Here is a 17,955-nt window from a genome sequence, read left to right on the forward strand (position 1 = left end):
AAGGCACTCCGGGTTTAGCGGGTCTGTTCGCCGCCCTGCGCCGCTTCAAACAAGAACCAGGTGCGGCGCTCGGTCTCGTCGATCAGCACTTCCAGCAAGCTGGAGGTGGCGTAGTCGCGGGCGTCGTCGCACACTTCATGCGCTTTTCGCATATTGGCGGCGATGCTCTGGTTGTCGGCCATCAGCTCACGGAGCATGTCCAGCGGAGCCACAAAGTCGGCGTTGTTGTCCTGTACGGTCTGGAGGCCAGAGATATGCGAGATGGAGCGCAGTGTGGTGCCGCCCAGCTTGCGGACACGCTCGGCCAGCGGATCGGTACTGCCAAGGAGCTGATCGGCCTGCTCGTCGAGCATCAGGTGATAATCGCGGAAGTGGCTGCCCGACAGATGCCAGTGGAAGTTCTTGGTCTTCAGGTAGACCGCGTAGGCGTCAGCGATGATCGGGTTGATGGCTTCGACGATCTTCTGAACACCTTCGGCCTTCAGGTCGGTGGGGGTCTTCAGGGCGTCAGGGGCAGGATAAGCAGCGGTCTTGGTGGTGGTCTGGGTCATATGATTCTCCTAAGAACAATCGAGAAGGTGAACGTGTTGGACTTCGGTCACGACCTCTTATGTTCTTCCTCTTTCATAGGGCAACAGATGGAAATGGATGGAGACAACTTCATGGAGCTTGTGTGAATACCTGGTTGAAGAAGCTGCCAGCAGTCGGGCCAGAGCAGCTCACTGGAAGCTGGCAACCTTGGCTGTTTTTGAGATCATGAGCCGGATGTACTGTCCGGCCATCGCGTGCCCCGGAACACCGCAGACAATGTAGTAAGAGCCAGCTCGCTTGGCCGTGAACGTGACCTGCTGGTGCATGCCAGATTTGATGCCCACCTCAACCCTGGCGGGCGCGTAAGCGGCGGGAAAGACCGCGTCTGTGGCATCAGCGTCCGTCGGAGCGGCCCCGCCTTTGCGAATCACGAAACTGTGGGCCAGGGTGCCCATATTCGTAAACTTGATCGTGACTTGACTGCCCAGCGGCACAGTGAAGGTGCGGTTGCCTTTGGCCCCACCATTGAAATTCATACCGCCGTTGGCGCTGCCTTGGCCAGCGATAAGATCGAGAGTAACGGCGTGCCCCTTGGTCTGAACAGGTGAAGGGGCAGCCAGCGCTGTGCCAAGGAGTGCGGAGATCAGGAGAGCAGAGGAAACTTGCATGGTGGACTCCAGGAGTGGTCATCCAGTGAAATTGAAGTGCGAACCAATCGGACCGCGCTGCTCTGGACAGCCGGTTCCTACAGTAAAAGCAGGCGGTTATGACGGGGTTACGTCAATGGCCCGGCTCAGCGGTGCCGCAAGAAAAACGCCCCGATCTGCCGTCCCACTTCGGCATTCACGTCGCCGTGCGTGAGGTGCTGGCCGCTGACTTGCACCACCTTGACGCTGGCCCCAGCGGCGCGGGCCAGGTGGGCCAGGCGACCGCCATTCTTTACGCTGCTGACCACCGTGTCCTGCGGGCTGACCACCACCATCAGCGGCGTGCGCCTGCCGATAAAGTGCTGGAAATGATTGACCGGATCAGATGTCTTGAGTGCCGCCGAGCCGTAGGCGTCGGTAATACTTTTGCCCCGGCTCACCGATGACCTCACCGCGTCTTGCAAGTTGACCCGTCCGGCCACCAGTGCCACTGCACTGACTGGAATCCCCAGTGTGCGGCGGTGAGCGTGGCGGGCAGAGCACCCATTGAGATCCCCAGGGTGTAGACCCGCCCATCATGTCGGAAGTGTGGCAAGGCGGCTCTGTAAGCGCGCTGGATGGAAGACAGCGCTGCCGCGTTGCCCCAGGTGCTAGGACCGCCGTCGCTGCTGAGCAGCAGCACAAAGCCCTGCGCGTCAATGCCGTCCAGCAAGGCGTCAAATGGCGCGTGCTGGATGCCGTCGCTCGCCAGCCCGCCGCGCCCGTGCGAGACGATCACCACTGCGCAGGGTCGGGCCTGGCACTGCTTTGGAACGATGAGCTGTGCGTCGCCTGTAGGGTCAGGTAAGGTCAAGGTTTGCCGCCCGTCTTTATCGCTGAGCCACACAGCCCTGGCTTGAGCGTCCAGAAGCGGCGTCCAGGCCAGCAGCGCAGCCAGAGCCAGAAGGGAGAACAAGCAGTTGGCCATGACCCCTCATCCTACAGGCCAATGGTTAAGCTGCTGTATAGCGGCGAACAAAGGCTCGAACGGCCTATACCGCCTCTATACCGAATGCGTTTAGGGTGAGGGATGCACCGTTTTCTGGCTTTATTGGTCCTGCTGATGGGTACATCTCTCGCTCAACCTGCTCCCGGCCAGATTCAACCGGTTGCGCCCGGCACGCGGACTGCTCCGCGCCTTCAGACCCTCGCTCTCACCCCACCTCTCCCTGAAGTAAAAACCGTGGAGGTGCTCAGCAACGGCTTTGTTCGGGCTGCCCACGCCATCATTTTGCTGTCCGGCGCTCAGACCACCGATGGCCGGGCCACCCAGTTGGCGCTGCTGGCCGCTGAGCGCACGTACCGCGCCGCACCCGATCTACTGGAGGTGGATGTCAGCGTGTACCGTGCCAAAGGCTACGCGGGCTTCGGTGGCCCGCTGCCGCTGCTCACCCTCTCGGTGCCACGTGAGCGCCTGGCGACGGTGCGGACCAGCGTCCAGACCGACCAATACGACCGCATCTGGATCAACCCGCAGATCGACACGCCGGAAGTGATTGCTCCGCCTGCCAAGCTGCTGGAGAAAGTGCCGGTATTTGTCGGCAGCAGGGCTGAGCAACTCAAGCAGCAGTTGCAGCAGTCACTGAGTCATGCCAGGGGCGGCGTGCGCGGCGGGCTGCTGTTTCAGGGGCCTTCGTCACGGCGGCAGGTGGCCCTGACCTTTGATGATGGGCCGCACCCGCTGTACTTTCCATTGGTGCTTGATTTGCTGCGCCGTGCTGATGTCAAAGCCACCTTCTTCCTGATTGGGCGCAACGCGGTCGCCTACCCTTATTTTGTGCAGGATCTGGTGCGCGGCGGCTTCGAGATCGCCAACCATACCTTCCACCATGTCCGGCTGCCCAGCCTCAGCACCCTTCAGATCAAAACAGAACTCAGCAGCACCAACACGCTCCTCACTCAGCTCGGCGGCCAGAACGTGCTGTATTTCCGTCCCCCAGGCGGCCGCTACAGCACCCGCGTGCTGAATATTGCCAGGCAACTCGGTCTCACCACCGTCTTCTGGACCGATGATCCAGGCGACTTTCAAAATCCTGGCGTCGAGACCGTCGAGGCCCGTTTCGGGAAGCGTTTGCGGCCTGGCGGAATTATTTTGCTGCATGACAACGCGCTGGACGGACTCCTGGCCCTGCCCGATCTGCTCAAGGTGGCGAGACAGCGGGGTTACACAGTGACGACGGTGGGGGCACTCGGACGCTAAGTACAAGCGGGCGCTACCGAACATCTCGTCCTCTGGGCCGCAGCCTTCAGATGTTCGGCACGAGGTCAAAGTACTCGTGATCCTCGTTCGCGCCGCCAAAACCCTGGCCCACCTCCTTCTCGCTCACGACAAATTCGATGCTGCTGATCCACTTGATCATCTTGTAGCCCAGTTGATTCTCGGCCCGCAACCTCAGCGGCGCACCGTGGTTGGCTCCCAGCCGCTCGCCGTTCATCTCGTAGGCCAGCAGACATTGCGGGTGCAGGGCGTCTTTCAGCGACAGCGTCTCGTAGTATTCGCCGCCGTACAGCCCCTCACCGAACGAATGAAACACCATCACCTTCGCTTCAGGCCGGGGTTGCACCAGTTCGATCAGGGCGCTCATGGAGAGGCCGCCCCATTCGGCCACGCCGGACCAGCCCTGGATGCAGTGGTGCAGCGTGATGTGGTTTTCTTGACCCAGCGCCATGATCTCGCCGAGTGAGAGTTCGACTGGATGGTCCACCAGGCCCGATATTCGCAGCTTAAAATTCTGAAAATCATCGGCCAGCAGCGTCTGCCAGTCCTCGGAAGTCGGCAGCTTGCCGTTTGACCAGAAGTGCGGCGAGATGTCGGCGCGGGTAAATTCAGCACTGGGTGTCAAGGGGTCAAGTGTCCGCAGGGTCAATGTGCCGACAGTGCGCCGGGCCGCGAGTTGCAGCGCACGCGGACGGTGCCACGACACCCAGTAGGCCGCAAACAAAACGCCAAGAGCGGCGGCGATGCCGATCAGGCCCAGCATCCATCCGGCAGGGCCACCAGTATCAGTACCCATGACGATATGGTTCATATTCTGCACAAAACCAGTGGTGGCGACCAGAACAATGTGGATCACCAGAAACACCGAGAAGCCGACCATCAACAGGAAATGCAGTGACCTGGCCCCCTGCCGCCCGCCGAACAAACGCGGATACCAGGAAAAGCGGCCGTCCAGCGCGGGTGACATGGCCAGCCCGCTCAGGATGGACAGCGGAGCCATCACGAATACGACGGCAAAATAGGCGAGCTGCTGCAAGGCCTGGTACGCATAAAAGCCGTCCGGTTCGGCGGGCAGGTGGAAGGTCGCGTAATGAACGAAGATCTTCCAGGATTCAGGAAGGATACCCCAGTAGGTCGGTACCAGCCGTGCCCAGTGGCCCTGCACGAACAGCAGCACGACGTAGATCACTCCCGTCAGCACCCAGAACAGCACCGAGAGAAAATGCCAGTGCCGGGCCACGCCGATGGTGTGGCGGTAACCCGGCAGGCTCCACAGCGGCGAGATGTAGCGGGCGTCGTCTTTGGCCGTCCAGAGGCGGTCAGTGGGCACTGTCAGTGGCGTGAAGCGAATCCACTCCGAGCCGGGGGTGCAGTCCTGGTGGCTGTACAGGCGAGGGTGATCGGCCAGAATCGACAGTCCGCTGCGGATCAGCAGCAGTGTCAACACGAAGCTAATGTAGTGAGCGGTCCGCAGCCAGAGCGGGAAGCCGGACGAGCCGGGAAAAGTGCGAACCGGGTCAGCCACAGCAGGCAGACCGAAAAGCCCGTACTGAATCCAGGCGATGATGATCGGCAGCAGTACCACTGTTGTCACGCCAAGCAGCAGGGTTGGCCGGATCCATAGTCCTGGGCGGCGATCTGGGGGGTAATGAACCTTGTTTTCCCGTGGAGGTGCTGAATGGATCATTCCATCCCCCCAGGGCCAGCCGCTCATTGTTTTAAGTTTTCACCGGGCAGGCCCACGCAGAGCAGTGACGGCGTCCTGACTTACTGGGCGGCTCCTCAAGTGGCTGGGTCACCACCCTGACAGCCTGAACCTACATCTGACGGGTGTGAGAAGTCAGGGAAAGAAGGCAGGAGTGGGCAGGTCGTTCGTGCTGCCAGAAACGACTGGCCAGCGGTCACGACCCAGCCTGCCGCTGCTTGTTCCTGGCGGTCTGGGTGCTCCGCTTGAAGACTTGATAGGTGCATGGCCAAGGTCAGCACGTCAACTCTCAGGTAAGGTAGGGGGAGAGCCAGGGAGGCCGTTATGTCTGAAGGACGACTGGATCGCCCGCAACCCATTGCCCTCAACCGCTATGACCTCACCGGTCAAATTGCCCGCCTCCGCGACGACGTGCCCCTGTCCAAGTACGGACGCGACTCACTCACGCTGGTGCGTGATCCGGGTTTCACACTCCTGCTGATGGTTCTGAAGGCGGGCACAGGTTTGCCAGAGCACACCGCTCCTGGCCCGATCAGCGTCCTGGTGCTCGATGGCCGCGCCGCTTTCACAGCTCAGGGCACGCAGCTTGACCTCGGCCCACATGAACTGGTCACGTTGCCCGCCCACGTCTCCCACGCCGTGATGGCGCTGGAAGACAGCGCTCTCTTGATCACCATTGCTGAGCTGGTCACGCACACCAGCCCTGTTGGCCTTGAGCGTGAACGACAGGTGGAGACAGTGCAGGCTCCCGAACAGACTTGAGAGCTGCACTTTCAAGGTGTTTTTCGGTCCAGCGGTATTCATTCGCTTCACGACAACATGACCTCGGTAACACGGCTTTTGGCCCTGCCCGATCTCCTCAAGGTGGTGAGCGGGGCTATACTGTCACAACAGTGGGTCCATTGGCCCCTTAGGGCCGCAGCAGCACCAACGCGCCCAGGGTCAGCAGCAAGGTCGGCAGGGTCACGGCCCAGGCCAGGCGCACATACTCGCCCCAGGACACCTGCCACTTCCGCGCCGAGAGCAGGCTCAGCCACAGCAGCGTCGCCAGGCTCCCCAGCGGCGTCAGCTTGGAGCCGACATTGACCGCCACGATATTGGCGTAGACCGCGAGGGTCTCGGCATGGGGCGGCAATCTGGCCTGCTCGATACCCAGCCCTCCGATCAGCAGGGCTGGAAGGTTGTTGGATAGGGCGGACGCCAGCGCCATCAGTCCGCCGAGGCCGTAGGCCAGCGTCCAGGCCCCCCGTTCCCACAGCGCCGCAAACACTGTCCCCGCCGCGCTGGTGACTCCGGCATTGCGTAAGCCGTAAACCACCAGGTACATGCCCAGCGAAAACCCCACCACCGACCAGGGAGCCTTCCGCAGCACCGCCCCCGCTGGACGCCGCCGCGCCCAGGCGGTGAGGAGCAGCGCCGCCGCCGCCGTCAAGGCAGGCAGACTTTCGGGAATTCCCCAGCGCGGCGCAAGAAAAAAGCTGATCAGCAGCACAGCCAGCAGACCCGTGCCCACCCCGCAGACCACCACGTCGTTGAGGGCCGACCTGGGCGCAGGCAGGTCCTCCACCGCGTAGCGGGCGGGCAACGCCTTGTGAAAGCGCCACCACAGCGCCGCCAGCCCCGCCGTTACGGCTGCCAGATCCACCGGCCCCATCACGGCAGCGTAGGCGGCGAACTTCAGCTTGAACTGATCGGCGCTGATGATATTGGTGAGGTTGGAGGTAATCAGCGGCAAGCTCGCCGCGTCCACAATAAAGCCGGTGGCAAACAGCAGGGCCAGCCCAGCGGGGCGTTTCAAATGAAGTAGCTCGCACAGCTCCAGCGCAATCGGCGTCAGGATCAGGACTGCGCCGTCATTGGCGAGGAGGGCGGCCAGCACCGCCCCAAACAGGATCAGCAGCACGAACAGCCGACCCATGCTTCCCCCTGCCCACCGCGCCAGATGCAGCGCCGTGAAGCGGAAGAGGCCTGCCTCGCTCAGCAGCAAACTGAGAATAATCAGGGCGATCAGGGTGAAGGTGGCGTTCCAGGTGGCCTGCCAGACCACCCAGACGTCATGCCAGTGCACCAGCCCCAGCAGCAGCGCCGCTGCCGCACCCAGCCCGGCCCCCAGCGCGATATTGAGCTTGAAGGGACGAACGATCACCAGAAACAAAGTCGCGGCGAACACGGCGAGAGCGGCGAGCAAGGTCACCGGGTCAGTGTAAGCGCCCAGAGGAAAGACGTCGTCGGCCCATCATTTTCCCAGCGTGGCGAACATGGCGGCGGCGGCCAGGGCCATCACGCCGGTGCCCAGCCAGCCCAGCCCCCGCAGCCAGCCCTTCACCGTGAATTCGCCCATAACCCCCTTGTTGGCCGTGATCAACATCAGCAGCAGCATCACCGGAGCCGCCGCTACGCCGTTGATGATCGCCGAGTAATAGAGCGCTTTGATCGGGTCGATGTGCACCAGTACCAGTCCAAGTCCGAGCAGCGTCGATAGCGCGATGATGGCGTAGAAGCCTCTGGCCTGATAAAGCTTGCGTTCCAGACCCACCGGCCACCTCAGCGCCTCACCCAGCGCGTAGCCCGCCGACCCGGCCAGCACCGGCAAGGCCAGCAACCCGGTACCGACCAGACCCGCCGCAAACAGAATGAAGGCAAAGCGCCCGGCAATGGGGCGCAGCGCCTCAGCGGCCTGCGAGGCGGTCTGGATATCAGTCTGGCCGTGTGCGTGCAGCACCACTGCTGCCGTCAGAATAATGAAAAAGGCCACCAGATTGGAAAAGGCCATACCGATGAACGTATCGCTGCGAATGCGCCTGAATTGCTCACGGGCTTCCTGCGGGTCTTCTTTGAGGGGATGCTCGAGGACATGGGTGTCCATGTCGGAAACTTCCTCGGACGCCTGCCAGAAAAACAGGTAAGGACTGATGGTGGTGCCCAGCACAGCGACCAGCGCCTGAATCGATGACGCGCCGACACTGAAGTGCGGCAGGAGCGTGGCCCGCAGCGCCTGACCCCACGGCACATGCACCACGAATACGGTGGCGACGTAGGCCAGGAGCGAGGCTGACAGCCATTTGAGGATCTGGGCGTAGCGGCTGTAGGGCACGAAGACTTGCAGCAGCACCGACAGCACGGCGAACAGGGCCGCGTAGAGCAGGGCCGGGCCGCCAACCAGAAGCCGCACCGCTTCGCCCATTGCGCCGATATCGGCCCCCAGATTGATGACGTTGGCGATAATCAGCAGCGCCGTGACAAGCCACAGCCACACCGGCGCGTAAGCGCGGCGCATGTTTCCGGCGATGCCGTGTCCGGTCACGCGGCCCAGGCGGCCACTGATTTCCTGAATGGTGGCCATCAGAGGGTAAGAAAAGAGCATCGCCCACAGCAGGCCGTAGCCGAACTGCGCCCCGACCTGCGAGTAGGTGGCAATGCCGCTCGGATCGTCGTCGCTGGCCCCAGTGATAAGGCCAGGTCCGAGGGCTTTGAGCAGGTTATGTTTTTGTTCACGGCGTTCAGGCTCAGGCAGCGAAGGGGGCGCTTCGGTCATTGATCTTCCAATAAACTCAAGCTTGAGGCGAGGTAGAGGAGAAGACGTTAGAAATCAAACCGAAGCCGGTTTGTCGACTTTTCGATAATATCAATCTAAAAAGTTGACATAACGTCTCGTTGAAGTTGAATTCGCCAGATCTTTGGCTCTCTATTGTTGCCGCTGTCCTTTATCAGATTCAAACTGAATTGTCATTATACCGGGGTTATACCGCCCTGGCCTACCTTCGGAGCCACGGAGGTCAACTATGTTCAAATTCAACCCGTTCAAACACGTCTTCATTTCAGCCGCTCTGGTGGGCAGCTTCGCCTTTGCCCAGACGCCTACCGCCTCACCCACCTCGCAGATGGCTCCAGAAGTGCATCCGGTGGGCGATATTCCCGACAATCAGGCGTTCGTGCCGTACCACAATACGGTGGGCAATTACACCGTTGACGCGCCCGAAGGTTGGGCACGCACCGTCAACGGCAGTGACGTGTCGTTTCTCTCCAAACTTGGTGAGGTTAAGGTGACGGTGACGCCCAGCAAGGCCGCGCCCAGTGTCAGCAGCGTCCGCGCGGACACCCTCAAGGCGCTGGCGAGCACGGAGTCTGGTGTCAAGATCAATATGGTCAAGGCGCTCAAGCTTCCGGCGGGGCCAGCCATTCTCGCCAGCTTTGATTCCCTGTCCGCGCCCAACGCCGTGACCGGCAAGGCGGCGCTCCTGGAAAACGATCTGTACGTTCTCAATCACGCCGGGCAGCAAGTTCAGTTGCGCTTCTCCGCGCCCAAGGGGTCGGACAACGTGGACGCCTGGCGGCAGATGTCGCGCTCCTTAAGGTGGAAGTGAGCGTCATGGAAGCCGCCGATCTCTACCGCTTCTACCATGTGGGTGACGAGGAAACCCGCGCCCTGAGGGGCGTGAGTCTAGACGTGCGGCCCGGCGAGCTGACGGTGCTCCTCGGCAAATCTGGCAGCGGCAAAAGCACCTTGCTGGCGTGTCTGGCGGGCCTGGACGATCCCGACGGCGGCGTGGTGAGCGTCAATGGGCGAACTTTATCGCGCCAACCCGAACGGGTACGGGCGGCGCTCAGGGCCGAGCATCTGGGCGTGATGCTTCAGGGCGGCAATCTCATCGCTCATCTGAATGTGCTGGACAACGTGACGCTGACAGGCCGCTTGAACGGTAAGCCGGACGAAGACGGGGCCATCAAACTTCTGACTCAGTTGGGCCTCGCCGAGCGCTTACATGCTTTTCCCGCGCAGCTTTCCGGCGGCGAAACGGCCCGCGCTTCACTAGCTGCTGCACTGGCCCACCACCCCCGCGTGCTGCTGGCCGACGAACCCACGGCTGAGGTGGATGCCCAGACCGAGCAGCAGGTGATCGCGGTGATCAAGGACTTTGTTCGTCGAAATCAGAGCGCTGCGGTGATCGCCACCCACAGTCCCAGACTGGCCGAGCAAGCCGACCGGGTGCTGCGGATTCAAGACGGGCGGTGGCAAGATGCCTGAGTCTGAACGAATCGAGCGCCTGACCTTTGAATCCGCGCAGGTCTGGCCCCAAGCCGCTGAAACGCGCCGGGGCGAAGTCGCGCTGGTGATGGCCCAGAATCTCAGCCGCGAATACGGCAACGTGGCGGCCCTCAAGCGAGCCAGCCTCCGCATTTTCCCCGGCGACAGCATTGCCCTGCTGGGATTGTCCGGCAGCGGCAAGAGTACCCTGCTGCATCTGCTGGGCGGCCTGGATCAGCCAACGGGCGGCGAACTGAGCTGGCCCGCGCTGGGTGATTCTGCTGATCTGCGGCCCAGCAAAGTGGCGTTCGTGTTTCAGGCGCAGAGCTTGATGCCTCCGCTCACGGCGCTGGAAAACGTGGCCTTGCCACTGCTGCTGCTCGGTGCGGCCCCGGATGACGCCCGCCAACGGGCCGCCGACGCCCTGGAGACACTGGATCTCCTGTCGGTTGCGCAGCAGTTACCCGAAGAACTCTCCGGCGGGCAGGCGCAGCGGGTGGCGGTGGCCCGCGCCCTGGTGACCAACCCGCAACTGATTCTGGCCGACGAACCCACCGGGCAGCTCGACTCGCAGACCGCCCAGCATTTAATGGACGTGCTGCTTGCCGCTCTCGGCCCTGACACGGCGCTGGTAATGGCCACCCATGACGAAACGGTGGCCCGCCGCCTGAAGACCGTCTGGCGCATGAAAGACGGCATTCTGGAGGAACTCCCATGATCAGTTTATGGTTGCGCGGCCTGCGGAGAGAACGGCCCCTGAGACTGTGGGGCGCAGCCACCGGCATCATGCTCACGGTGGCGTTTCTGGCGCTGCTGCTGAGCTTCATCGCGTCCGGCAACGCCAACATGACCCGCCGCGCCGCCGCCTCGGTGCCGGTCGACTGGCAGGTCCTGCTGGGCCAGAACACCACGCCCGCCGCCGCCGAGCAGGCCATCAAAGCCGCCACCGCCGTCAAGACTTTGCTGCCCGTGGAGTACGCCGACGTGGCCAGCTTCACCTCACGCACCGGCGGCACGGTGCAAACGACGGGCGCAGGCAAGGTGCTGGGCCTTCCAGACGGTTACCGCGCGGCCTTTCCTTCCGAGATTCGCCCGCTGATCGGATCAGCAGACGGCGTGGTGATCTCGCAGCAGACGGCGGCCAACCTGCACGCGGCGGTGGGCGACATTATCAACGTGGGGCGATACGGAGCTGCCAGTGTGCCGGTGACGGTGGCGGGTGTGGTGGATTTACCGCAGGCCGATTCGCTGTTTCAGGCGGTGGGCGCACCCAAGGGCCTTGCGCCGCAGGCTCCGCCGGATAACGTGCTGCTGCTGCCTCAGGCTCAATTTGACCAACTCTTTGCGCCGCAGCGTCTGGCGCGGCCCGACACGGTCAAGACCGAGCTTCACGTCCGGCTGGCGACCGTCTTGCCCAGCGATCCGGGCCTGGCCTTCGCGCTGGTCGGCTCACTCGCCAACAACGTGGAGGCGCGGCTGTCCGGCGGCGCGGTGGTCGGCGACACGCTGGGCGTCACCCTGGACGGAGCGCGTGAAAATGCCCTCTACGCCCAGGCGCTGTTCTTGTTTCTGGGGCTGCCCGGCGCGATCCTGGCCGCGACCTTGACCCTCAGTGTGGCGGGCGCGAGCGCAGCGCAGCGGCAACATGAAGCGGCCCTCCTTCGGGTACGCGGCGCATCTGAGCGCCTGATCGTGCAGCTCGGCGCGGCGGAAGCGCTGACAGTGGGCTTGGTGGGCACAGTCTTGGGACTGGGATTGTTTGTGGCCCTCTCGCCGCTGCTCACCGGCGGGTTGTCAGGTGGTTGGCTGGCGTACCTGCTGCCGGTGCTGGCAGGATTGTCGCTGGCGCTCTTGGCAGTGCTGCTGCCGACTTACCGCGCGGTGCGCTCGTCCACCGTGGCGGCCCAACGGCAGGCGGTGGGTCGGGTTGGCGTTCCGTTGTGGCAGCGCCTGTATCTTGACTTGATCTTGCTGGTCGTCGCCGCCGCCGAGTTCTGGCGCAGCGCGGCGGGCGGTTATCAACTGGTGCTGGCTCCCGAGGGCGTCACCAAGGCCAGCATTCAACTCGAAGCCTTCGTGGCTCCGCTGGCCCTGTGGCTGGGCGGAACCTTACTGGGCTTGCGCCTGCTGGGTTGGCTGCTGGGAAAAGGCCGCCTGACGGGTCTGCTGCGGCCATTCGGCGGCAATCTCTCGGCCACCGTCGCCTCAGCACTGGAACGTCAGCGGCCCCTGCTGCTACGTGGCGCAGCGCTGGTGTCGCTGGCAGGCGCGTTCGCAGTCTCCACATCCATCTTCAACGCCACCTACAACGATCAAGCGCGGGTGGACGCGGTGCTGACCAACGGATCGGACGTGACCGTGACGGGCAACGCCAACAACCCTGCAGGGCCACATCTGGCCGACTTGCAAAAACTGCCGGGCGTGGTCAAGACCCAGCCGCTGATTCACCGTTTCGCTTACGTGGGCGCGGACTTGCAGGACATCTACGGCATTGATGCGGCCCACTTCACCGATGTCAGTCGCCTCGCTGACAGCTATTTCAAGGACATCACGGCCACGCAGGCGCTGGACAAGCTCAAGTCCACCCCGAACGCCATTTTCGTCTCGCAGGAAACGGTCAACGACTATCAGCTCTCGCTGGGCGACACCCTCAAGCTGCGCCTGCTGAATGCCAAAACGCATCAATACAGCGTGGTGCCGTTCAGTTTGGCGGGCGTGGTGCGTGAGTTTCCCACCGCCCCCAAGGATTCGTTTCTGGTCGCCAATGCCAGCTACGTGGCGCAGATGACCGGCAATCCGGTGGCGGAAGTCGCCTTACTTCAAATCAGTGGCAATCCGCAAACGGTGGTCAGTGGAGCACAGCAACTGCTCAGCGGCGTGCCCGGCATTCAGGTCACTGATCTGGCGGCGGTGCGCGGCAAGATCGCCTCAGGTCTGACGGCTGTGAATCTGGCGGGCCTGTCGAGAATAGAACTGGCCTTCGCGGCCCTCCTGCTGGCCGCCTCTACCGGCCTGGTACTGGCACTGGGCCTCAGTGAGCGGCGGCGCACCTTCACCGTGCTGAGTGCCCTCGGCGCGAAGGCGTCGCAGCTCGGCGCGTTTTTGTCGGGTGAAGCGCTGGTCGTCGTCGGCCTGGGTGGGACGTTCGGGCTGGTGCTGGGACTCGGCGTGGCGCAAACGTTGATCAAGCTGCTTCAGGGCGTCTTCGATCCGCCGCCGGAAGTCTTACTGCTCCCCTGGGCGTACCTCACGGCACTGCTGATCTCGGCGGGCCTGAGTACCTGGCTGGCACTGCGCTGGGCACGGGCGGCCTCGGCGCGGCGGATGACGGAAGTGCTGCGGGCGTCGTGACCAGAGCGAGGTGAGCACAGCGACGAGGGGCTGCCGGTTGGGGTGGCCCTTTCCCAGTTCAGCACCCTCACAGCTCCTTCTGTACAGGTTCCAGCAAGGTTATACCGTCGGCTGACGCGGCCTAGAGCATTTGTCACAATAGAATCTGGGGATGGGCGTGTTTAAACCAGTGTTCGATCTCTAACCGCTTCACGGCGTCCAGGGCGTTGCCAATGGCGTTGAGAAGATCTTGGACGACCCGCCAGGCACCACCGCGCACCAGGGCTTTCATTTTGGAGAACATCAGCTCAATCGGGTTGAAATCTGGACTGTACGGTGAGGTGAACAGCATCTCGCAGCCCTGGGCTTCGATGAGCGTCCGAATGGACGCTCGGTGGTGCGAGGAGAGGTTGTCCAGCACCACGACCTGTCCCTTTTGAAGTGTGGGGCAGAGGATGTCTCTGACGTACCACTCGAACGTTGCCCCATCCAAAGCGCCATCGATCACGATGGCGGCTTGCGGCCCGGCCAAGCTCAGTGCGCAGATCAAGGTTTGATTTCGCCCATGATTTCTCGGCACTTGATCAACGGCACGCTCATGGCTGGGGGCACGCCCATACCTCCGCGTCATCGCGATGTGAAAGCCGCTCTCGTCGAGAAACACCAGACGCTCAGGACGTTGGAGATAGGGTGCAAGGTCATTGAGGAACTGCTTACGTCGTTCCTCACAGCGTTCTCTGGCGACCAGCGTTTTTTTTATGGGTGATCTTGTGACGGCGAAACACCCGGTCGACTGTTTTGAAACTGACCCTCAGCCCGGTGGCGGCTTCCAGCAGGTCCGCGTGCTCTTGCAGGGTCGCGTCTTGGTGTGTTTCAAGCTGCGCTAAGAGCTGTTGCTCATGGTGGGTCGTCACCGTGCGGTGACGACCCGTCGGCCGAGCCACGACGTGCAGAGTGTTCTGGCGATGCCGCTCCAGATAGCTTTTGACCGTGTCGACATGCACAGAAAAGTGCTTTGCCGCTTCGTTCGGCGAAGCGCCGCCCAGGACCAGCGCGACAATCCGAGTCCGAAGCTCCAAGCTGTACCCACGTACCCCGGCTGTATTCACGAATTTATTATGGCAAATGCTCTAGACATCGCGCTGACATGTCAAGCCTAAGTTTGCCGCGTGAAACTTACCAGAGCAGTGATGCTGGGCGCGGGCCTGTCCCTCGGCCTGGTCGGCGCGGCGTTGGCCCAGACTTCAGCGGCACAACCTCCAGCGGCACAGTCCCCCTCTTACCAGCATGTCCTGCTGATCAGCGTCGATGGCCTGCACCAGCAGGATTTGAGCCGCTACGTGCAGACCCACCTGACCTCCAGCCTGGCGCAGCTCTCGGCGCACGGGCTGACGTTCACGGCGGCGCACTCTCCTGCCCCTGCCGACTCGTTTCCCGGCTTGCTGGCGCTCGTCACGGGCGGCACACCCAAAAGCACCGGCGTCTACTACGACGACAGCTATGACCGCACTCTGGCCGCGCCCGGCAGCGATTGCCAGACGCCCGGCACCGAGTTGGTCTACGACGAGAGCATCGACCGCAACCCCGACGCGCTCGGCAGCGGCGGCGGGATTGACCCGGCCAAGCTGCCGCGCGATCCGGCCCACAACTGCTCACCGGTCTACCCACACAGCGCCCTGCGCGTCAACACCATCTTCGAGGTGGCGCGCGCAGCGGGCCTGAATACCGCCTGGGCCGACAAGCACCCGGCCTACGATCTGGTCAACGGCCCCAGCGGCACAGGGGTGGACGACCTCTACACGCCAGAAATCAATGCGGGCGGCGTGACCGACAGCGAAGGCCAGACTGCCGCCTACGACGCCCTCAAGGTCAAGGCCGTGCTGAACGAGCTGGGCGGCCTGAGCAGCACCGGTAAGGCCGCCAGTGTGCCCGCCATACTGGGTATGAACTTTCAGGCGCTCAGCGTGGCCCAGAAGACCAAAGGCTACCTCGACGCGGCGGCCACCCCGACCCCCGATGTGGCAGCGGCGCTGGATTTCGTGGACACCTCGCTGGGCCAGATGGAAGCGTCCCTTAAAGCGCACCATCTGGCCGGTAGCACCCTGATCGTGGTGACGGCCAAACATGGGCAGTCCCCGATTGATCCGGCATTGCGGCGGATCGTGGACAGCAAAGCACTGGCCTCGGCCATTGCGGCGGCGACCAAACCAGGGACGCTGGCGCAGCTCACCACCGATACGGTGGGTCTGGTGTGGCTCAAGGGCGGCAACGCTCAGGCAGTGGCCGACGCCCTCAATACCCAGAAAGACACCCTGGGCATTGACCACGTGCTGGTCGGCCAGGCGCTCCAGGCGATGTTCGGCGATCCGGCCAAGGACCCGCGCGTGCCAGATCTGATCGTCGTTCCGCGCCTGGGCGTGATCTACACCAAGCCCTCGGCCACCAAAACCGCTGAGCACGGCGGCTTCTCCGAGGACGACACCCACGTGGCACTGCTCGTCAGTGCGCCCAACCTGAGCCAGGCCACCATCAGCACGCCGGTCAGCACCACCCAGGTGGCCCCCACAGTCTTGCAGGCCCTTGGCCTCAGTCCACAAGCCCTCCAGGCCGTGGTGCAGGAACATACCGCTGCCTTGCCGCTCAAATAATCAACGAACCCTCTCTGTTGAAAAAGGACCTGTTGCCATGACCAAATATCTGTTGCTGGCCCTTGCCGCCCTGCTGATCAGCGCCTGCAATTCTCTCTCCGCCAGCAACCCAACCTCACCCACAACACCGACGACCACGCCACCTGCCGGAAGTGTCCAGCTCGCCAGTGGAACTTGGACGCCCAGCGGCGCGGTGCGGGTGGCCCAGATCAGCAACGGTCCCTGGACGCTGGCGCAGGGCGCGGCCACCCTCGCTGCGCCGCTCAGCGGGTACTGCATGGGCGGGCAGCTCAGCGTCAATACCGCCCTGCACCCGATGCAGCCGTACTATTTTCCGTTCATTCAGGGTCAGGGCCAGAACCTGACAGGCTACTTCGACTACCGGGTCAAGGATCAGGACGAGGCGGTCATTCACGCGGCCAGCAGCGACGGCGGCCTCACCTGGACGGCGGACGCCAGCAAGCTGAGACTCCACGCGGGTCAGTGTCCGGCAGACAGCGCCACGCCGCTGGGCGACGACGACGGCCAGGGCCACCCGGTGGTGCTCAAGATCAACGCGGCCAGCGGCCCGAGAACCTACCTGTACACACTTGACCGCCAGTCCAGCGTCGTGGATACCGGCGGCCTGCTGGTGCATGACGTGGTCAGCGGTGCGGCATCCTTGCCAGACAGCCAGCCGGTCAGTGACGCGGCTCCGGTGCCCGCCGGTCTCCAGCAAACCAGCGGCCTGCAAAACCCCGACGGCATTCTCGGCGCGGTGCCGGGCACGGGCCTGAGCGCTGCCGACCCGCTCAAGGTGATGTATCTCAAGAAGCTCAAGGGGAGTGCGGCGGCACCCGCTGCCGGACTCAATCCGGCCAGCCTCTGCACGGATGCCCAATCCAAGACCCTGGCTGGCAAAAAAGCCAACCACGACCGCACCGAGTTGCGCCTGGCCAGCACCAGCGACGGTCTGACCTTCACCGATCTGGGAGCCGTCAACGGGCTGAACAATCCCGACGACAACGCCACTGACGGGTTCCGCTTCGTGGGGCCGCGCGGCACCTTGCTGCGTTATCAGGACGGCAGCTATGGCCTGTTCTTCTCGGGCGGTAACTGTCAGGACGGCGACTCGGACGCCTACCATTTCATCGGTTACGCCCACTCTAAAGACGCCGTGAGCTGGACGGTAGATCAGGGGGCCCAGAATCCGCTGGTGCAGGTCGATTACAGCTACCCCGCTGCCTCGCCTGCCGCCAACTACTCGGGCCGGGTATACGCGCCCAACGTGATCGCCAAGGAAGACGGCAGCGCCCGCCTGATCTTTAGCGGTTACCGCACCGGGTCGCCGATCGCCAAGACTGGAGCCAGCAACGCTATCGGCACTCCCGCCGTGACCTTCCAACCAACAGACAGCGCCAACTACCGCTCCATTCTGGTGGTTGACCTGAAGCACTAGACATTCTGAGCGCAGGCGGAACCACCTTGAACGGGTGGTTCCGGCTTTTTTCGTTAATTTTTCTCGCCTATGCAAGCAATGAACAAATACTGGGCAATTTCGGCATTCCACCTCAAGGTGAGGGCGTCAAACAATCCGACCCACTCCTGACCGAGCCGCCCTCCCTTTCCAGACACCTGCGCTGGGGCGTTCAAGGAGTCCTTGATGTCCAAAAAACTGATTCTGGCCGCGCTGTTCCTGACTCTGCTCGCCCCTGGCCCCGCTCAGGCCCAGTCCAACAAGCTCACCATCCTGGTGGCTGGAATGGGTCTATGTCCACGTCACTGTGAACCAAGGTGACGGTGAATTTGCCAGAGATGCAGCCGGATACGGC

The 17,955-nt window shown here is 62.9% G+C and carries 16 protein-coding genes; 8 read left to right on the forward strand and 8 right to left on the reverse strand.

What is annotated here, in order from left to right:
* Nucleotides 1–14 precede the first annotated feature (14 nt).
* The 4 genes from N0D28_RS12535 to N0D28_RS12550 form a co-directional block, all read right to left on the reverse strand.
* Nucleotides 15–551 (reverse strand): Dps family protein, encoded by a 537-nt coding sequence (locus N0D28_RS12535; protein ID WP_260559842.1) that lies wholly within the window; start codon nucleotides 549–551, stop codon nucleotides 15–17.
* A 168-nt stretch (nucleotides 552–719) separates the two neighbouring features.
* Nucleotides 720–1,199, reverse strand: a complete 480-nt coding sequence (locus N0D28_RS12540) for a cupredoxin domain-containing protein (protein WP_260559843.1) — start codon at nucleotides 1,197–1,199, stop codon at nucleotides 720–722.
* A 125-nt stretch (nucleotides 1,200–1,324) separates the two neighbouring features.
* Nucleotides 1,325–1,669 (reverse strand): hypothetical protein, encoded by a 345-nt coding sequence (locus N0D28_RS12545; protein WP_260559844.1) that lies wholly within the window; start codon nucleotides 1,667–1,669, stop codon nucleotides 1,325–1,327.
* Nucleotides 1,627–2,145: an alpha/beta hydrolase family protein gene (locus N0D28_RS12550; protein ID WP_260559845.1), complete on the reverse strand. Its 519-nt coding sequence runs from the start codon at nucleotides 2,143–2,145 to the stop codon at nucleotides 1,627–1,629. Before N0D28_RS12550 ends, N0D28_RS12545 begins: the two co-directional genes overlap by 43 nt.
* A 135-nt stretch (nucleotides 2,146–2,280) precedes the next feature.
* Here N0D28_RS12550 and N0D28_RS12555 point away from each other — a divergent pair, with 135 nt between their 5' ends.
* Nucleotides 2,281–3,417, forward strand: a complete 1,137-nt coding sequence (locus N0D28_RS12555; protein WP_260559846.1) for a polysaccharide deacetylase family protein — start codon at nucleotides 2,281–2,283, stop codon at nucleotides 3,415–3,417.
* Nucleotides 3,418–3,463: 46 nt separating this feature from the next.
* Here the strand turns inward: N0D28_RS12555 and N0D28_RS12560 are convergent, their stop codons facing one another.
* Nucleotides 3,464–5,029, reverse strand: a complete 1,566-nt coding sequence (locus tag N0D28_RS12560; protein WP_260559847.1) for a molybdopterin-dependent oxidoreductase — start codon at nucleotides 5,027–5,029, stop codon at nucleotides 3,464–3,466.
* Between the two features lie 435 nt (nucleotides 5,030–5,464).
* On the opposite strand from N0D28_RS12560, the gene N0D28_RS12565 reads away from it, so the two are divergent.
* Nucleotides 5,465–5,902 carry a cupin domain-containing protein gene (locus N0D28_RS12565; RefSeq protein WP_260559848.1) on the forward strand — a complete coding sequence of 146 codons (438 nt, stop codon included), beginning with the start codon at nucleotides 5,465–5,467 and terminating at the stop codon, nucleotides 5,900–5,902.
* A gap of 148 nt (nucleotides 5,903–6,050) precedes the next feature.
* Here N0D28_RS12565 and N0D28_RS12570 read toward each other — a convergent pair whose 3' ends face one another.
* Together N0D28_RS12570 and N0D28_RS12575 are read right to left on the reverse strand one after the other, a co-directional pair.
* Entirely contained in the window at nucleotides 6,051–7,334 is a 1,284-nt protein-coding gene (locus tag N0D28_RS12570; RefSeq protein WP_260559849.1) for an ArsB/NhaD family transporter, read from the reverse strand.
* 42 nt (nucleotides 7,335–7,376) lie between these two features.
* Complete coding sequence (locus N0D28_RS12575) at nucleotides 7,377–8,675, reverse strand: Nramp family divalent metal transporter (RefSeq protein ID WP_260559850.1); 1,299 nt, start codon at nucleotides 8,673–8,675, stop codon at nucleotides 7,377–7,379.
* Nucleotides 8,676–8,922: 247 nt separating this feature from the next.
* Between N0D28_RS12575 and N0D28_RS12580 the strand changes: the two genes are divergently transcribed.
* Genes N0D28_RS12580 through N0D28_RS12595 form a run of 4 tightly spaced genes read left to right on the forward strand, consistent with a single transcriptional unit; the run spans nucleotide 8,923 to nucleotide 13,517 of the window.
* Nucleotides 8,923–9,504, forward strand: a complete 582-nt coding sequence (locus N0D28_RS12580) for a hypothetical protein (protein ID WP_260559851.1) — start codon at nucleotides 8,923–8,925, stop codon at nucleotides 9,502–9,504.
* Nucleotides 9,505–9,509: 5 nt separating this feature from the next.
* Nucleotides 9,510–10,166, forward strand: a complete 657-nt coding sequence (locus N0D28_RS12585) for an ABC transporter ATP-binding protein (RefSeq protein WP_260559852.1) — start codon at nucleotides 9,510–9,512, stop codon at nucleotides 10,164–10,166.
* Nucleotides 10,159–10,884 (forward strand): ABC transporter ATP-binding protein, encoded by a 726-nt coding sequence (locus N0D28_RS12590; protein ID WP_260559853.1) that lies wholly within the window; start codon nucleotides 10,159–10,161, stop codon nucleotides 10,882–10,884. The genes N0D28_RS12585 and N0D28_RS12590 overlap by 8 nt, the downstream gene beginning before the upstream one ends.
* Complete coding sequence (locus tag N0D28_RS12595) at nucleotides 10,881–13,517, forward strand: FtsX-like permease family protein (protein WP_260559854.1); 2,637 nt, start codon at nucleotides 10,881–10,883, stop codon at nucleotides 13,515–13,517. Before N0D28_RS12590 ends, N0D28_RS12595 begins: the two co-directional genes overlap by 4 nt.
* A gap of 133 nt (nucleotides 13,518–13,650) precedes the next feature.
* Here the strand turns inward: N0D28_RS12595 and N0D28_RS12600 are convergent.
* Nucleotides 13,651–14,605, reverse strand: a protein-coding gene (locus N0D28_RS12600) for an IS630 family transposase (RefSeq protein WP_260559855.1) whose coding sequence is annotated in 2 segments (ribosomal slippage) — nucleotides 13,651–14,253 and nucleotides 14,255–14,605 — 954 coding nt in all. Because the reading frame shifts where the segments join, the coding sequence is not laid out codon by codon here.
* Between the two features lie 60 nt (nucleotides 14,606–14,665).
* On the opposite strand from N0D28_RS12600, the gene N0D28_RS12605 reads away from it, so the two are divergent.
* A complete protein-coding gene (locus N0D28_RS12605) occupies nucleotides 14,666–16,144 on the forward strand; it encodes an alkaline phosphatase family protein (RefSeq protein ID WP_260559856.1) in 1,479 nt (492 codons plus the stop codon).
* 37 nt (nucleotides 16,145–16,181) lie between these two features.
* Nucleotides 16,182–17,582: a hypothetical protein gene (locus tag N0D28_RS12610; RefSeq protein ID WP_260559857.1), complete on the forward strand. Its 1,401-nt coding sequence runs from the start codon at nucleotides 16,182–16,184 to the stop codon at nucleotides 17,580–17,582.
* The last annotated feature ends 373 nt before the right edge of the window (nucleotides 17,583–17,955 follow it).

Origin of the sequence: Deinococcus rubellus, from assembly GCF_025244745.1 — a bacterium.
Taxonomy (GTDB): Bacteria; Deinococcota; Deinococci; order Deinococcales; family Deinococcaceae; genus Deinococcus; species Deinococcus rubellus.